Annotated in this window: 13 protein-coding genes; 1 reads left to right on the top strand and 12 read right to left on the bottom strand. The window is 53.8% G+C overall.

Features of this window, described 5'->3' with window-relative positions:
* Positions 1 to 322: 322 nt before the first annotated feature.
* Positions 323 to 1,102, top strand: coding sequence for a helix-turn-helix domain-containing protein (locus tag MMS95_RS21700; protein WP_031300325.1), 780 nt, complete (start codon positions 323 to 325; stop codon positions 1,100 to 1,102).
* Here the strand turns inward: MMS95_RS21700 and MMS95_RS21695 are convergent.
* The 12 genes from MMS95_RS21695 to MMS95_RS21640 form a co-directional block, all read right to left on the bottom strand.
* On the bottom strand, positions 1,088 to 2,362 hold the full coding sequence (locus tag MMS95_RS21695; RefSeq protein ID WP_048326868.1) for a sensor histidine kinase: 1,275 nt from the start codon (positions 2,360 to 2,362) through the stop codon (positions 1,088 to 1,090). The two genes, MMS95_RS21700 and MMS95_RS21695, sit on opposite strands and share 15 nt — an antisense overlap.
* Position 2,363: 1 nt before the next feature.
* Positions 2,364 to 2,828, bottom strand: coding sequence for an oxidoreductase (locus tag MMS95_RS21690; protein WP_033631529.1), 465 nt, complete (start codon positions 2,826 to 2,828; stop codon positions 2,364 to 2,366).
* Complete coding sequence (locus MMS95_RS21685; RefSeq protein ID WP_016929429.1) at positions 2,828 to 3,274, bottom strand: GNAT family N-acetyltransferase; 447 nt, start codon at positions 3,272 to 3,274, stop codon at positions 2,828 to 2,830. The genes MMS95_RS21690 and MMS95_RS21685 overlap by 1 nt, the downstream gene beginning before the upstream one ends.
* Positions 3,275 to 3,441: 167 nt before the next feature.
* Positions 3,442 to 7,665: a DNA-directed RNA polymerase subunit beta' gene (rpoC, locus tag MMS95_RS21680; RefSeq protein WP_021505232.1), complete on the bottom strand. Its 4,224-nt coding sequence runs from the start codon at positions 7,663 to 7,665 to the stop codon at positions 3,442 to 3,444.
* Between the two features lie 118 nt (positions 7,666 to 7,783).
* Positions 7,784 to 11,812: a DNA-directed RNA polymerase subunit beta gene (gene rpoB / locus MMS95_RS21675; RefSeq protein WP_004929900.1), complete on the bottom strand. Its 4,029-nt coding sequence runs from the start codon at positions 11,810 to 11,812 to the stop codon at positions 7,784 to 7,786.
* Positions 11,813 to 12,144: 332 nt separating this feature from the next.
* Complete coding sequence (gene rplL, locus MMS95_RS21670; protein ID WP_004929903.1) at positions 12,145 to 12,510, bottom strand: 50S ribosomal protein L7/L12; 366 nt, start codon at positions 12,508 to 12,510, stop codon at positions 12,145 to 12,147.
* A gap of 63 nt (positions 12,511 to 12,573) precedes the next feature.
* Complete coding sequence (rplJ, locus tag MMS95_RS21665; protein WP_004929905.1) at positions 12,574 to 13,071, bottom strand: 50S ribosomal protein L10; 498 nt, start codon at positions 13,069 to 13,071, stop codon at positions 12,574 to 12,576.
* Positions 13,072 to 13,409: 338 nt separating this feature from the next.
* Entirely contained in the window at positions 13,410 to 14,114 is a 705-nt protein-coding gene (gene rplA / locus MMS95_RS21660; protein ID WP_004929908.1) for a 50S ribosomal protein L1, read from the bottom strand.
* A gap of 3 nt (positions 14,115 to 14,117) precedes the next feature.
* Positions 14,118 to 14,546 carry a 50S ribosomal protein L11 gene (rplK, locus tag MMS95_RS21655; RefSeq protein ID WP_004929911.1) on the bottom strand — a complete coding sequence of 143 codons (429 nt, stop codon included), beginning with the start codon at positions 14,544 to 14,546 and terminating at the stop codon, positions 14,118 to 14,120.
* 165 nt (positions 14,547 to 14,711) lie between these two features.
* A complete protein-coding gene (gene nusG, locus MMS95_RS21650) occupies positions 14,712 to 15,257 on the bottom strand; it encodes a transcription termination/antitermination protein NusG (protein ID WP_004929914.1) in 546 nt (181 codons plus the stop codon).
* Position 15,258: 1 nt separating this feature from the next.
* Positions 15,259 to 15,642, bottom strand: a complete 384-nt coding sequence (gene secE / locus MMS95_RS21645) for a preprotein translocase subunit SecE (protein WP_004929916.1) — start codon at positions 15,640 to 15,642, stop codon at positions 15,259 to 15,261.
* A 260-nt stretch (positions 15,643 to 15,902) separates the two neighbouring features.
* Positions 15,903 to 16,502: EF-Tu/IF-2/RF-3 family GTPase (locus MMS95_RS21640; protein WP_242142264.1), on the bottom strand; the 600-nt coding region annotated here is incomplete at its 5' end.

Here is a 16,502-nt window from a genome sequence, read left to right as displayed (position 1 = left end):
GCTGCCAATGGCCCTGGTGTCGGCCGCGGATCTTTTTGCCGCCTGCTCCCTGCTTACGGACAAGAGCAGGCGGTTTATTTTGTGAGACTGGCACCCCCCCAGGACGCGAATCACACAGTATGTGCGCTAATTAACCACATAAACGGCTAAATGTGAATGTCTTTTGAGTGTTTTTTTATTTGTCATCGAGTGTTTTTTGAGTTTGCCAAGGAAAATCAAACTGATATCACCGCAATAACCGAGGCTTCATCTATAATCCAGCACGGGTCCTCACGCAGGTTTTCCAACGCTCGCGGTTAACAACAAAAAAGCCAAGGTTGTCATGAAGAAAACGCCAAATTACATCGATGCAATCAGCGCGTTGCTCACTCTGAAAGGAGTTGGCGACAGAAAACATGCCTCCACGATGGCCAACATACTGAACCTTCAGTACAACAGCGCCAAACAGAAGCTGGATGGCAAAAGGGGCATCACCCTCGATGAAGTCAAAAAGGTTTTCCAGTATTTCAACGAGCCGTTTGCCGGCCAACGGACACATAACGGCGTGTTTATCATGAACAGCATTCACAAGCGCTGTAACATTGAGGCCGACGAGCGCCCGGTCACGCAAGCGGACAACGACGAAACTTACGCCTACAAAAAGGACGATCTTTTCATCATCAACACCAATCGGGAATATGCAGCCGATGCCCCGCTGTATAAAGTCAACAAGATAGACTTTCTGCCGGCCCCGCGCATCGCGATCCTGGATAATGACGGCGATATTCTCGAACTGTTGAAGAAGATCGCCAGCCGCTACGGCATCGAGGCTGAGACCTTTCAGACGGCGGACGCCATGCTGGCCGCGCTGGAGCAGCAGTCCTTTGAGGCGTTTATTTTGGACTGGCTGTTGGACTTCGGCGAGACTTCCGAACGCGTGGTGAAGAAAATTAAAGACGCCCTCGATCCGCACGCCCGCATCATCATTCTGACCGGCCAGCTGAATCACTACGAGAAAAACATCGGCGACATGATCCTGCACTATGACGTGCACCTGGTGGAAAAACCGACCAAGCCGCTGATTATCTCTTCGCTATTGCTGTCGAACCTATTCTTTAATTAGTTTGACCGGAATGCGGATCAAAAACGATGATCCAACCCCTTCGACGGATTTGACCTTGATGGTGCCTTTCATCGTCGTGACGTAATTTTTGATAATGGTCAACCCCAGCCCTAATCCCTGCCGCGTTTCCCTTTCCACCCCCTGATTGAACGCCTTATATAACCGATCCAGATTATCGACGTTAAACCCGATGCCGGTGTCTTTTACCCGCAAATACAGATTGCCGTGACACACCTTCACATTGAGGGCGATCGCGCCGTGGTGGGTAAACTTATCCGCGTTGCTGAGCAGGTTGGCCAATATTCGGTAGAGCTTGTATTTATCAGAACCAATCAGGCCGGCATAAGACGAACGGTGGATCACGAGGCGATTGCCTCGCCCGGCGCCGATGCCGGTTACGGCATCGTCCACCACCTCATTCAGCCGGAAGGTGGAAATATTGATTTTAACTTCTCCCATCTCAAGCCGAGAATAATCCATCACCTCGCGCGTTTGTTCGGCGATCTTGTTACCGTGATAGGAGATCAGGCGGGCTTCTTTTTTCAACTCTTCCTGCGCCAGCTCATGTTCCATGATATCCGCGGCAATGACGATGGCCTGGGTCGAGCCGGCGATCTCGTGGTAGATGGAAGAGATAAAGATGTTCTTGTTCTTGATGATCTCTTTCAACGAGAAGGCGTTTCTCAGCACCAGGAACATCATCAGGAACACTAAAATCAGCGAAAAGAGGGCGAACATCTCGGCTTTACTCGAGTTGTCCTGGATGATGCCTTTCACTTCGGTAAAGTTTTTAATCTGTATCCGATAAATAATTTCCTGGATATCGACCAGCGTACCCTCGATATCATCCATATAAGAGAGAATGTCCGCCTTGTTTTTCAGCCCCACCAGCAAGCCGGCAGAAAGATCGTCCAACGTGCGGTACTGCTGCTTCAGCAGCGCAACATTTTTGATGAACTCGTCGTCGTAATAAAAAGAGTCGCTGAAGGTCGAACGGCTCTCCAGGATCTGAATCTTCGAGTAGAAGATTTTCTTTTTGATCTGGAAGGCGTCGTAGTCATTGTTTTCACTGAGCAACAGCGCGGTTTTGGTCCTTTCAAAGGCCAGAAACAGGATCTCGGCCACCGAGTAGTTGTCCAGATTGGGCTCAATCTGCTTATAGCGCTCTTTTACGCCGCCGAAGTTAATGGCAATCAACAAAATCAATAAGGAGAAGATGGCAACCAACGCGATAAGAGTACCGATCAGTTTTTTGCTCATCTTATTTCAGCTCCAACCGTTTCACTTGCCAGACGGTTTTCGCATTCACATCCAGGTTATTCAGCTCGGCATAGCCATCCCGCGGATAAATAATGGCGAACGGCCCCAGCTCACCAACGTCGATCGGCTTGCCGCCGCGCTGGTAGGCGACGATCACACGGTATTTAATCATCTCGTCAATCGGCATCGAATAGGAGTAATCATCCCAGGCGAAAGCGCGCACCGACTGGCCTTTCAGGTGGTAGGCTTTCACTAACTCTGCAAACTCAACGCCGGTGAACGTATCTTCCGGGGTGAAATTGGTCGAGGTTTTAATCGTGTACTGCGGCATCGCCTCCAGCATCTGCCTGGTTATCTTGATCTTCTCACCATCGAGCGGTTTCAGGTAAAAATAGTCAACGGCCGCATACAGCGGTGCGCTGAACAGCGAAAGCAGCAGTAAGGTCATCAATCCTTTGATTGTCATTATTCACCCTCTTTGCGTTTCACCAGTTCGGCCTGGCCGAACTCATCCTGCCCGACCACGGCCCAGCCGTGATGTTGATAAAAGCCTTCGGCTTTGGAGCCCGGATCGGTGGTTAAGTGGATCGCTTCGGCGCCGCGCTCAAACATCCAGGCGGTGACTCGCGCCAACAAAGCGGAGCCGATCCCCTTCGACTGGTATTCCGGCTTCACGAACAGGCCGCCGATCAGCGGTTCAGGGATGAATAACCCGAAGCCAACGCCGGCATAGTCGTCGCCATGCTTGCAGATCCAGCCGCCGCCCTGGTTGATGTCCTCCAGCGCCTGCCTGCGCTGCAGATACTGGATTTGATGCGGATGCAGCAGGTTTTCTTCAACGGAAAAGCGGATCTCATACAGGTAAGGCAGGTGTTGCGCCGTCAGTTTTTCGAAGGTAATGAGGCTGTCCATGTTCGCACTGTCCTTGGTTGTCTTGGTAAAAGCGCCGGTCAATTTCTGCTGTAACCATAGTAGCAAAGTTTGCTCTGCCCCGGCATGAGGCGAAAAAAAACCGCCCCCGAGGGAGCGGTTTATCTGGCAATGGGCCCGGCATGCCGGGCTCGCGGCGCGGATGACGATTACTCGTCGTCGCTGCCGCCCAGGCCTGCGTTGAGCAGCTCGGCCAGGTTAGCCGTCGCTTCTTCCGCGCTGACTTGCGGAACAACCGGCGCTTCACCCTGAGCACGGCGACGCATGCGATCCTGATGATAAGCGTAACCGGTACCGGCTGGGATCAGACGGCCCACGATGACGTTCTCTTTCAGGCCACGCAGTTCATCACGCTTGCCGGCTACGGCAGCTTCGGTCAGAACGCGCGTCGTTTCCTGGAACGATGCGGCGGAGATGAAGGACTCGGTCGCCAAGGATGCCTTGGTGATACCCAGCAGATCGCGCGAGAAGGTTGCCGGGATCTTACCTTCAGCTTCCAGCTGACGGTTGGCAATCTTGACGCGAGACACTTCAGCCTGCTCGCCTTCCAGGAACTCGGAGCCACCAGCGCTAACGATGGTGCCTTTACGCAGCATCTGACGAACGATAACTTCGATGTGCTTATCGTTAATCTTAACGCCTTGCAGACGGTAAACTTCCTGCACTTCGTTGGTGATGTAGCGGGTAACCGCATGCACGCCACGCAGACGCAGAATGTCGTGCGGAGACTCTGGGCCGTCGGAAACGACGTCGCCACGTTCCACCACTTCGCCTTCGAACACGTTGAGCTGACGCCATTTCGGAATCATCTCTTCGTAAGCGTCGCTGCCGTCCAGCGGAGAGATCACCAGGCGACGTTTGCCTTTGGTCTCTTTACCGAACGAGATAATCCCGCTGATTTCAGCCAGGATTGCCGGCTCTTTCGGACGACGCGCTTCGAACAGGTCGGCAACGCGCGGCAGACCACCGGTAATATCCTTGGTACCGCCGGATTCCTGAGGAATACGCGCCAGGGTATCACCCGCACCGATCTGAATGCCGTCTTCCAGCTGAACGATCGCTTTGCCCGGCAGGAAGTATTGAGCAGGCATATCAGTACCTGGGATCAATACGTCTTCGCCCTGAGCGTCAACGATTTTCAGTGCCGGACGCAGGTCTTTACCGCTACCGGTACGCTCTGCGCTGTCCAGAACAACCAGAGAAGACAAACCGGTCAGTTCGTCGGTCTGACGAGTAATCGTCTGGCCGTCGACCATGTCGGCGAAGCGAATGAAGCCGCTGACTTCACTGATGACCGGCATGGTGTGCGGATCCCAGTTAGCGACGGTTTCGCCGCCGTTAACTTCTTCACCGTCGCCTTTGCCCATCACGGCGCCGTAAGGCACCTTGTAGCTTTCTTTGGTACGGCCGAATTCGTCGATCAGTTTCAGTTCGGTGTTACGCGAGGTGATCACCAGCTTGCCTGCGGCGTTCATAACGAACTTCGCGTTGCTCAGCTTGATGCTACCCTTGTTTTTCACCTGAATGCTGGATTCAGCAGCCGCACGAGATGCCGCACCACCGATGTGGAACGTACGCATCGTCAGCTGTGTACCCGGCTCACCGATGGACTGTGCCGCGATAACGCCGATGGCTTCGCCTTTGTTGATGATGTGGCCACGTGCCAGGTCGCGACCATAGCAGTTAGCACACACACCGAAGTCGGTTTCACAGCTCACCACGGAACGGACTTTAACGCTGTCGACAGAGTTCTCTTCCAACAGGTCACACGCCTTCTCGTTCAGCAGGGTGTTGCGTGGCACCAGAATGTCCGCCGTACCCGGCTTGAGGACGTCTTCTGCCGTCACACGGCCCAGAACGCGTTCACGCAGCGGCTCTTTCACGTCGCCACCTTCGATAACCGGAGTCATCAGGATGCCGTCGTGGGTGCCACAGTCGTCTTCGGTCACCACCAGGTCCTGCGCCACGTCAACCAGACGACGGGTCAGATAACCGGAGTTCGCGGTTTTCAGTGCGGTATCCGCCAGACCTTTACGAGCACCGTGGGTGGAGATGAAGTACTGGAGTACGTTCAGACCTTCACGGAAGTTCGCGGTGATTGGCGTTTCGATGATGGAGCCGTCCGGCTTCGCCATCAGACCACGCATACCGGCCAGCTGACGAATCTGAGCGGCGGAACCACGCGCACCGGAGTCGGCCATCATAAAGATGCTGTTGAAGGAAACTTGCTGTTCCACTTCGCCGTCACGGTTAACCACGTCTTCTACCGACAGGTTTTCCATCATCGCTTTCGCAACGCGTTCGTTCGCGGCAGCCCAGATATCGATCACTTTGTTGTAGCGTTCGCCGGCGGTAACCAGACCAGACTGGAACTGCTCCTGGATCTCGGCAACTTCGGTTTCCGCTTCTTCGATGATCTCCGCTTTCTTGGCCGGGATAACCATGTCGTCGATACCTACGGAAGCGCCGGAACGGGCTGCGTAAGCAAAACCGGTGTACATGATCTGGTCAGCAAAGATTACGGTCGGCTTCAGGCCCAGGATGCGGTAACAGGTGTTCAGCATCTTGGAGATCGCTTTCTTGCCCAAAGGCTGGTTAACGATCGCGTACGGCAGACCTTTCGGTACGATCATCCACAGGATGGCGCGGCCGATGGTGGTGTCGATGATGCTGGTCTGAGAGGTCCACTCGCCTTCGGCGTTCTTGACGTCTTCGGTGATACGCACTTTAACGCGCGCATGCAGCGACGCCAGGCCGGCGCGGTATACGCGCTCAGCTTCTTTGGAACCGTTCAGCACCATGCCTTCGCCCTTGGCGTTAACACAGTCGCGGGTCATGTAGTACAGACCCAGTACAACGTCCTGAGAAGGAACGATGATTGGCTCGCCGTTCGCTGGGGACAGGATGTTGTTGGTGGACATCATCAGCGCACGCGCTTCCAGCTGGGCTTCCAGCGTCAGCGGTACGTGAACGGCCATCTGGTCACCATCGAAGTCGGCGTTATAGGCCGCACAAACCAGCGGGTGCAGCTGGATCGCTTTACCTTCGATCAGAACCGGTTCAAACGCCTGGATACCCAAACGGTGCAGGGTTGGTGCACGGTTCAGCAGTACCGGGTGTTCGCGGATCACTTCGTCCAGGATATCCCAAACGACGGCTTCTTCACGCTCAACCATTTTCTTGGCGGCTTTGATGGTGGTGGCCAGGCCACGCAGCTCCAACTTGCCGTAGATGAACGGTTTGAACAGCTCCAGCGCCATCTTTTTAGGCAGACCGCACTGATGCAGACGCAGGTATGGACCTACGGTGATTACGGAACGGCCGGAGTAGTCAACGCGTTTACCGAGCAGGTTCTGACGGAAACGACCCTGCTTACCTTTGATCATGTCGGCCAAAGATTTCAGAGGACGTTTGTTGGAACCGGTGATGGCACGACCGCGACGGCCGTTATCCAGCAGGGCGTCTACCGCTTCTTGCAGCATACGCTTTTCGTTGCGCACGATGATGTCAGGCGCAGCCAGATCCAGCAGGCGTTTCAGACGGTTGTTACGGTTGATCACGCGGCGATACAGATCGTTCAGATCCGACGTCGCGAAACGACCGCCATCCAGCGGAACCAGCGGACGCAAATCCGGCGGCAGTACCGGCAGCACGGTCAGGATCATCCACTCCGGCTTGTTACCGGACTGTACGAACGCTTCCAGCAGCTTGATACGCTTGGTCAGCTTCTTGCGCTTGGTTTCGGAGTTGGTTTCGTTCAGCTCTTCACGCAGCTGCTCGCACTCGGCTTCCAGATCCATGTTTTTCAACAGGGCCTGAATGGCTTCCGCACCCATCTTGGCGTCGAATTCGTCACCGAACTCTTCCAGCGCGTCCAGATACTGCTCTTCGGTCAGGATCTGACGACGCTCGAGGTTGGTCATACCGCCTTCGACCACCACATAGGATTCGAAGTACAGTACGCGTTCGATGTCACGCAGCGGCATATCCAGCAGCAAACCGATGCGGGATGGCAGCGATTTCAGGAACCAGATGTGCGCAGTCGGCGAAGCCAGCTCGATGTGGCCCATGCGCTCACGGCGCACTTTGGTCTGGGTCACTTCAACGCCGCACTTCTCACAGATCACGCCGCGGTGTTTCAAGCGCTTGTACTTACCGCACAGGCACTCGTAATCTTTTACCGGCCCGAAGATACGGGCGCAGAAAAGGCCGTCACGCTCTGGTTTGAACGTACGGTAGTTAATGGTTTCCGGCTTCTTAACTTCACCGAACGACCACGAACGGATCATGTCTGGCGAGGCCAGAGCAATCTTGATCGCATCAAACTCTTCGGTCTTAGTTTGCGCTTTCAGAAACTTCAATAAGTCTTTCACGGATTGGCTCCTGTCGGAGTTAAACCTGTTGGGTACCCACAACCGCAGTAGGTACCCGTGTGACCTGAACAACCACCCTCAGGCTCCCTTAGGCGGGGAGCCTGAGCCGGCATGACGATTACTCGTCTTCCAGTTCGATGTTGATGCCGAGCGAGCGGATTTCTTTCAACAGTACGTTGAAGGATTCCGGCATGCCTGGCTCCATCCGGTGGTCGCCATCCACGATGTTTTTGTACATCTTGGTACGGCCGTTAACGTCATCCGACTTAACGGTGAGCATTTCCTGCAGGGTATAAGCCGCGCCGTATGCTTCCAGTGCCCACACTTCCATCTCACCGAAGCGTTGACCACCGAACTGCGCTTTACCACCCAGAGGTTGCTGAGTAACCAAGCTGTAAGAACCGGTTGAACGGGCGTGCATTTTATCGTCAACCAAGTGGTTCAGTTTCAGCATGTACATATAGCCAACAGTAACCTGGCGCTCGAATTGCTCACCGGTACGGCCATCGAACAGCGTGATCTGACCGGAGGTCGGGATACCACCCATTTCCAGCAGCTTCTTGATTTCAGTCTCTTTCGCACCGTCAAACACCGGCGTTGCGATCGGCATACCTTTTTTCAGGTTCTCTGCCAGACGCAGCACTTCGTCGTCGCTGAAGGTGTTCAGGTCAACTTTCTGGCAAACGTCGTCGCCCAGATCGTAGGCCTTCTGGATGAACTCACGCAGCTTGGCCACTTCCTGCTGCTGCTTCAGCATCTGGTTGATCTTCTCACCGATGCCTTTCGCAGCCATACCCAGGTGGGTTTCCAGGATCTGACCGATGTTCATACGTGATGGTACGCCCAGCGGGTTCAGTACGATGTCAACCGGCGTGCCGTTTTCATCGTAAGGCATATCTTCGATCGGGTTGATCTTGGAGATAACACCCTTGTTACCGTGGCGGCCCGCCATCTTGTCACCCGGTTGGATCTGACGTTTAACGGCCAGATAAACCTTGACGATTTTCAGCACGCCCGGCGCCAGATCGTCGCCCTGAGTGATCTTACGACGCTTGGCTTCCAGCTTCTTCTCGAAGTCGGATTTCAGTTCGTCGTACTGCTCAGCCAGCTGCTCCAGCTGGTTTTGCTTCTCTTCGTCGGTCAGGCCCAGTTCCAGCCAGCGATCGCGCGGCAGCTTGCTCAGCTTGTCGGCTTCGATGCCACCGGCAACCAGCACCGCGTGGATACGTGCAAACAGGCCGGCTTCCAGGATCTGCAGTTCTTCAGTCAGGTCCTTCTTCGCCTGCTTCAGCTGCATCTCTTCGATTTCCAACGCGCGCTTGTCTTTTTCCACGCCATCGCGGGTGAAGACCTGCACGTCGATAACCGTACCGGAAACGCCGTTCGGTACACGCAGAGAAGAGTCTTTAACGTCAGACGCTTTCTCACCGAAGATCGCACGCAGCAGTTTCTCTTCCGGCGTCAGCTGGGTTTCGCCTTTAGGTGTTACCTTACCGACCAGAATGTCGCCGCCGGTCACTTCAGCACCGATATACACGATACCGGATTCATCCAGCTTGGAGAGCGCAGCTTCACCCACGTTAGGGATGTCGGCGGTGATCTCTTCAGGCCCCAGCTTGGTGTCGCGAGACACGCACGCCAGTTCCTGGATGTGGATGGTGGTGAAGCGATCTTCCTGCACCACGCGCTCGGAGACCAAGATGGAGTCTTCGAAGTTGTAGCCGTTCCAAGGCATGAACGCTACGCGCATGTTCTGGCCCAGTGCCAGTTCGCCCAGGTCTGTCGATGGGCCATCCGCCAGCACGTCGCCGCGCTCGATTGGCTCACCCAGATTCACACACGGCATCTGGTTGATGCAGGTGTTCTGGTTAGAACGGGTGTACTTGGTCAGGTTGTAAATATCGATACCTGCTTCGCCCGGGTACATCTCGTCTTCGTTAACTTTGATAACGATACGGGAAGCATCCACGTACTGGATCACACCGCCGCGTTTGGCAACGGCGGTTACGCCGGAGTCAACCGCTACAGCGCGTTCCATACCGGTACCGACCAGCGGCTTGTCAGCGCGCAGGGTTGGTACGGCCTGACGTTGCATGTTCGCACCCATCAATGCACGGTTGGCGTCATCGTGTTCCAGGAATGGAATCAGTGAAGCACCAACGGAAACAACCTGTTGGGTGGATACGTCCATGTAGTCAACCTGGTCGCGGCTGAACAGGCTTGATTCGCCTTTGCTGCGGCAGGTGACCAGGTCTTCTACGAAGCGGCCTTCTTCATCCAGGTTGGAGTTCGCCTGGGCGATAACGAAGTTGCCTTCTTCAATAGCAGACAGGTAGTTGATTTCATCGGTCACCACGCCGTCACGCACGCGGCGGTACGGGGTTTCCAGGAAGCCATACTCGTTAGTCTGTGCGTACACGGACAGGGAGTTGATCAGACCGATGTTTGGACCTTCCGGCGTTTCGATTGGACACACGCGGCCGTAGTGGGTCGGGTGTACGTCTCGAACTTCAAAGCCGGCGCGCTCACGGGTCAGACCGCCCGGGCCCAGTGCGGAGATACGACGCTTGTGCGTGATCTCGGACAACGGGTTGTTCTGGTCCATGAACTGGGACAACTGGCTGGAGCCGAAGAACTCTTTCACCGCCGCCGAAATCGGCTTGGCGTTGATCATGTCCTGAGGCATCAGGGTATCCAGATCGCCCAGAGACAGACGCTCTTTCACCGCACGCTCAACACGCACCAGACCTACGCGGAACTGGTTCTCGGCCATTTCGCCGACGGAGCGGATACGACGGTTGCCCAAGTGGTCGATATCGTCCACTTCGCCCTTGCCGTTACGGATATCGATGAGCTTCTTCATCACTTCGATGATGTCGTCTTTGCTCAGGATGCCCGAACCTTCGATCTCGTCGCGCAGCAGAGAACGGTTGAACTTCATACGGCCGACCGCGGACAGATCGTAGCGGTCTTCGGAGAAGAACAGGTTCTCGAACAGGCTTTCGGCAGCTTCGCGCGTTGGCGGCTCACCAGGACGCATCATGCGGTAGATCTCTACCAGCGAGCTCAGACGATCGTTGGTCGGATCGACACGCAGCGTTTCAGAGATATACGCGCCGTGATCCAGATCGTTGGTGAACAGCGTTTCGATACGCTTGTGGCCGGACTGGCTCAGCTTGGCCAGCAGATCCAGCGACAGCTCCATGTTGGCTGCGCAGATCAGTTCGCCGGTATTGGTATCGATATAGTCTTTCGCGACCACTTTGCCCGCGATGTACTCTACCGGTACTTCAATGCTCTGAATGTCGTCTTTTTCCAGCTGACGGATATGACGGGCGGTGATACGACGGCCTTTCTCTACGTAGATCTTGCCGTTGGCTTCGATATCGAACGAAGCGGTCTCACCACGCAGGCGCTCAGGCACCAGCTCCATCTGCAGCTTGTTGTCGCGGATTTCGAAGACGATCTTGTCAAAGAACAGGTCGAGGATCTGTTCAGTGGTGTAGTTCAGCGCGCGCAGAATGATGGTCGCAGGCAGTTTGCGGCGACGGTCAATACGCACGAACAGGTTGTCTTTCGGATCGAACTCGAAGTCCAACCATGAACCGCGGTAAGGGATGATACGTGCGTTGTACAGCACTTTACCCGAGGAGTGGGTTTTACCCTTATCGCTGTCGAAGAATACGCCAGGACTACGGTGCAACTGAGATACGATAACCCTCTCAGTACCGTTGATCACAAAGGTGCCGTTTTCGGTCATGAGCGGAATTTCGCCCATGTAGACTTCTTGTTCCTTGATGTCTTTGACCGTACCTTCAGGCGCTTCGCGCTCATAGATAACCAGGCGCAGTTTTACGCGCAGCGGTGCAGAGAACGTCACACCACGGATCTGGCACTCTTTGACGTCGAAGACCGGCTCACCAAGACGGTAGCTAACGTATTGCAGCTCCGAATTGCCACTGTAGCTCTGGATAGGGAAAACAGAACGGAATGCGGCTTCAAGGCCGTACTGCCCTTCTGGATCTTGCTCGATAAACTTCTGGAACGAGTCAAGCTGGATAGAAAGGAGATATGGTATGTCCAGCACTTGTGGACGTTTACCAAAATCCTTACGAATACGTTTTTTCTCGGTATAGGAGTAAACCATAGGGTTCCTCAGCTCGCTGATCAGTGACCCAATCTGTCCGTCCGATTAGGGACAGTTCATGCAACACCGTTTTGTCGACCGGAAAGCGGGAACACTTTCCGCAATGTCTCTTGCTATCACGCTTAAACCATTTCATCGCGCCTTCCCCCAGAACTCCTGGTAGTGCAAAGACCGCGGTATATTAAGTCGTCAATAGAAACAAACATTGGGAGGCGAAACCAGCAGCCAAACAGTGTGAAACGCTACTGGCGCCCTACAGCGCAAAAAGGCTGGTGACTAAAAAGTCACCAGCCATCAGCCTAAAAGACTAGGCTGCAACCGGAAAGGTTGGCTTATTTAACTTCAACTTCTGCGCCAGCTTCTTCCAGAGATTTTTTCAGAGCTTCTGCGTCATCTTTGCTCACGCCTTCTTTCAGAGCGGCTGGAGCAGATTCAACCAGGTCTTTAGCTTCTTTCAGACCCAGGCCGGTAGCGCCACGTACTGCTTTGATAACAGCAACTTTGTTAGCACCTGCAGCTTTCAGGATAACGTCGAATTCAGTTTTCTCTTCAGCAGCTTCAGCTGGGCCAGCAGCTACAGCTACAGCAGCAGCAGCAGAAACGCCGAATTTTTCTTCCATAGCGGAAACCAGTTCAACAACGTCCATTACGGACATAGCGGCAACTGCTTCCAGGATTTGGTCTTTAGTGATAGACATAACAATTGTTCCTAAAATTCAGAAATAGTTTAAATACGTTAGCAAAGGCTAAGAAAGAGTGGCTTACGCCGCTTCTTTCTGATCGCGTACTGCAGCCAGAGTGCGAACCAGTTTGCCGGCAGCGGCTTCTTTCATGGTTGCCATCAGGCGTGCGATCGCTTCTTCGTAAGTTGGCAGCGTCGCCAGGCGGTCGATTTGCGCCGCTGGGATCAGCTCACCTTCAAAGGCCGCAGCTTTAACCTCGAATTTTGCATTCGCTTTCGCGAACTCTTTGAACAGACGAGCAGCAGCGCCCGGGTGTTCGTGAGAGAATGCAATCAAGGTTGGACCGACAAACGTGTCTTTCAGGCATTCGAATGGAGTGCCTTCAACTACGCGACGCATCAGGGTGTTGCGAACAACACGCATGTAAACGCCAGCTTCACGACCTGCTTTACGCAGTTCAGTCATTTTATCTACGGTAACGCCGCGGGAATCCGCAACAACCGCAGACAGCGCGCCTTTGGCTACTTCGCTGACTTCAGCAACAATCGCTTGTTTGTCTTGAAGATTTAATGCCATTAGCTTTTTGCTCCTGGATTAGCCGGGGAAAATCCCCCGGAACTCACTTCACTCGGCGCTTTGTAAAACGCCACGCCGAGCGGCTTAACACGGTGAGCAGAATCCAGCAAAGACATTCTTTTATAAAAAAGAAAAATTTTCTTAGGCTCTGTCACCGTCTACGCAGGAAGGATTAAGTATCTCGCGATACACCTGCGGTCTTGGACGGAGGCCTGGATAGGCCAGGCTCCAACCGAAAAATCTTTGTTTTGCCTACGGCATAGCCAATAGCAAAACCTTGGGGCATAAGATTCTAGACAAATCTCGGCCCCAAGTCAAAGCGATAATCGCAAGTGCGATTAGTTCGCTGCGGCAGACAGACCGCTCTGATCGATAGCAACGCCAGCACCCATGGTGGTGGAGAGGCTAACTTTCTTGATGTACATACCTTTCGCCTGAGAAGGTTTTGCTTTTTTCAGCGCAACCAGCAGGGCTTCCAGGTTTTCTTTCAGTTTGTCTGCATCGAAATCAACCTTACCGATGGTGGTATGGATGATGCCGTTTTTGTCGTTACGGTAGCGAACCTGACCTGCTTTAGCGTTTTTCACAGCTTCAGCAACGTTCGGAGTAACGGTACCCACTTTCGGGTTTGGCATCAGGCCACGTGGACCCAGGATCTGGCCCAGTTGACCAACAACGCGCATTGCATCCGGGGAAGCAATAACAACGTCGAAGTTCATTTCGCCTTTCTTGATCTGCTCAGCCAGATCGTCCATACCTACCAGCTCTGCGCCTGCAGCTTTCGCAGCTTCAGCGTTAGCGCCTTGGGTAAATACGGCAACGCGAACGGAACGACCGGTGCCGTGTGGCAGAACGGTAGCGCCACGAACGTTTTGGTCAGATTTACGAGCGTCAATGCCGAGGTTAACGGCAACGTCAACGCTTTCTACGAATTTAGCGGTGGCCAGCTCTTTCAGCAGAGCAACAGCTTCAGTGATGTCATACTGTTTAGTAGCATCAACTTTGTCACGGATCACGCGCATGCGCTTGGTCAGCTTAGCCATCTCTTAATCCTCCACTACCAGGCCCATGGAACGAGCGGTACCTTCGATGGAGCGAGTCATCGCTTCAACGTCAGAACCAGTCATGTCCGCAGCTTTGGTTTCTGCGATTTCACGTACCTGAGCACGGGTCACTTTACCTACTTTGTCTTTGTTCGGCTTACCGGAACCAGACTTGATACCAGCCGCTTTTTTCAGCAGAACTGCTGCTGGCGGGGTTTTGGTAACGAAAGTGAAGGAGCGATCAGAATAAACGGTGATAACAACCGGAATCGGCAGACCTTTTTCAATGCTGTCAGTCTTAGCATTGAACGCCTTACAGAATTCCATGATGTTAACGCCCTGCTGACCCAGAGCTGGACCCACTGGTGGGCTCGGGTTAGCCATACCAGCTGCAACTTGCAGCTTAACGTAGGCTTGTACTTTCTTAGCCATTTAAATTTCCTCGGTTTGGGTAGTATCGCCTCGTGAGAGGCTCCCCGTGTTTAACCTCGCCGGACAAACATCAGGCAAGGCATCTAAAAACAAAAGGCGCGAAATTGTAGTTCAATTTCGCGCCTTTGACAAGCGGCAACAGGCCGCTTACTGCTGATTATTCGATCAGCCTTTTTCAACCTGGCTGAAGTCCAGTTCCACTGGCGTTGCACGGCCGAAGATGGAAACGGAAACTTTCAGGCGGCTCTTCTCGTAATCGACTTCTTCGACCACGCCGTTGAAATCGGCAAACGGGCCGTCGTTGACGCGCACCAGCTCGCCCGGCTCGAACAGCGTTTTCGGACGCGGCTTGTCACCAACCTGCTGCAGGCGGTTCATGATCGCATCAACTTCTTTATCGCTGATCGGCGCTGGACGGTCAGACGTTCCGCCGATGAACCCCATGACGCGCGGTACGCTGCGCACCAGGTGCCAGCTGGCGTCATTCATCACCATCTGCACCAGCACATAGCCAGGGAAGAACTTACGCTCGCTCTTGCGACGCTGGCCGCCACGGATTTCAACCACTTCTTCCGTAGGCACCATCACTTCGCCGAACAGCTCTTCCATATCGTGCAGTTTGATGTGTTCACGCAGCGATTGCGCTACGCGACCTTCAAAACCGGAAAACGCCTGAACGACGTACCAACGTTTTTTTGGAGCTTCAGACATTTTAGAACCTCAGGCCAGTAATAAACGACACCAGACGGACCAGAATACCATCCAGTCCCCACAGAATCAGTGACATCACGGCGGTTACCGCGGCAACGATCAACGTGGTGTGTAGCGTTTCCTGACGAGTTGGCCAAATCACTTTACGTACTTCGGTACGCGCTTCACGGGCAAACGCAACGGTGGCTTTGCCTTTGGTGGTCATCAGAGCCACTGCACCTGCAACGGCGATGATCAGCACAACTGCCAGCGCGCGCAATGGCAGGCTTAAATCACGGTAGTAATAGTTACCGACAATAGCCACAACCAACAGAACGGCGACGATCAGCCACTTTGCCGCTTCCAGGCCGCGTCCGCTCCCTTGAGCCTCGGTATTCGCACTCATAAACCAACCTGTCACAATGATGATTCATAACAAACAACTTTGCCTCGCATTGCGAGGCAAACCAAACCGATCGGATAGCGCATTAGCGATATCCCGGTGTTTTACGCCATGACGTATTTCAGTCAATACGGTTTAAGAGCCCATCTCACCAATGATTATGACTGCAAAATCGCTGATGAGATAGGTTCTAGTTCACAGCGTAGAAAAAGGGCATCAAATGATGCCCTTTTACCGCGTGTCGCGTCAAACTTTATCAGCGATTAAGCGATAACTTTAGCAACAACACCAGCGCCTACAGTACGGCCGCCTTCACGGATTGCGAAACGCAGACCGTCGTCCATCGCGATTGGGTGAATCAGAGTAACTTTCATGTTCACGTTGTCGCCTGGCATTACCATCTCTACGCCTTCTGGCAGTTCGATGGTACCGGTCACGTCAGTAGTACGGAAGTAGAACTGTGGACGGTAGCCTTTGAAGAATGGCGTGTGACGACCACCTTCATCTTTGCTCAGGATGTACACTTCAGATTCGAACTGGGTGTGCGGCTTGATGGAGCCTGGCTTAGCCAGTACCTGACCACGTTCGATTTCTTCACGTTTGATACCACGCAGCAGAACACCTACGTTCTCACCAGCACGGCCTTCGTCCAGCAGTTTGCGGAACATTTCAACGCCAGTACAGGTAGACTTAACGGTGTCTTTGATACCAACGATTTCAACTTCTTCGCCAACTTTGATGATACCGCGCTCAACACGACCGGTAACAACGGTACCACGACCGGAGATGGAGAATACGTCTTCGATTGGCAGCAGGAACGGCTTGTCGATTGCACGCTCTGGCTCTGGGATGTAGCTGTCCAG

The organism is Serratia sp. PGPR-27, from assembly GCF_022678525.1.
Classification (GTDB): Bacteria; Pseudomonadota; Gammaproteobacteria; order Enterobacterales; family Enterobacteriaceae; genus Serratia; species Serratia nematodiphila.
Note: the sequence above shows the minus strand (reverse complement) of the source record. Positions and strands in the feature narration are given on the sequence as shown.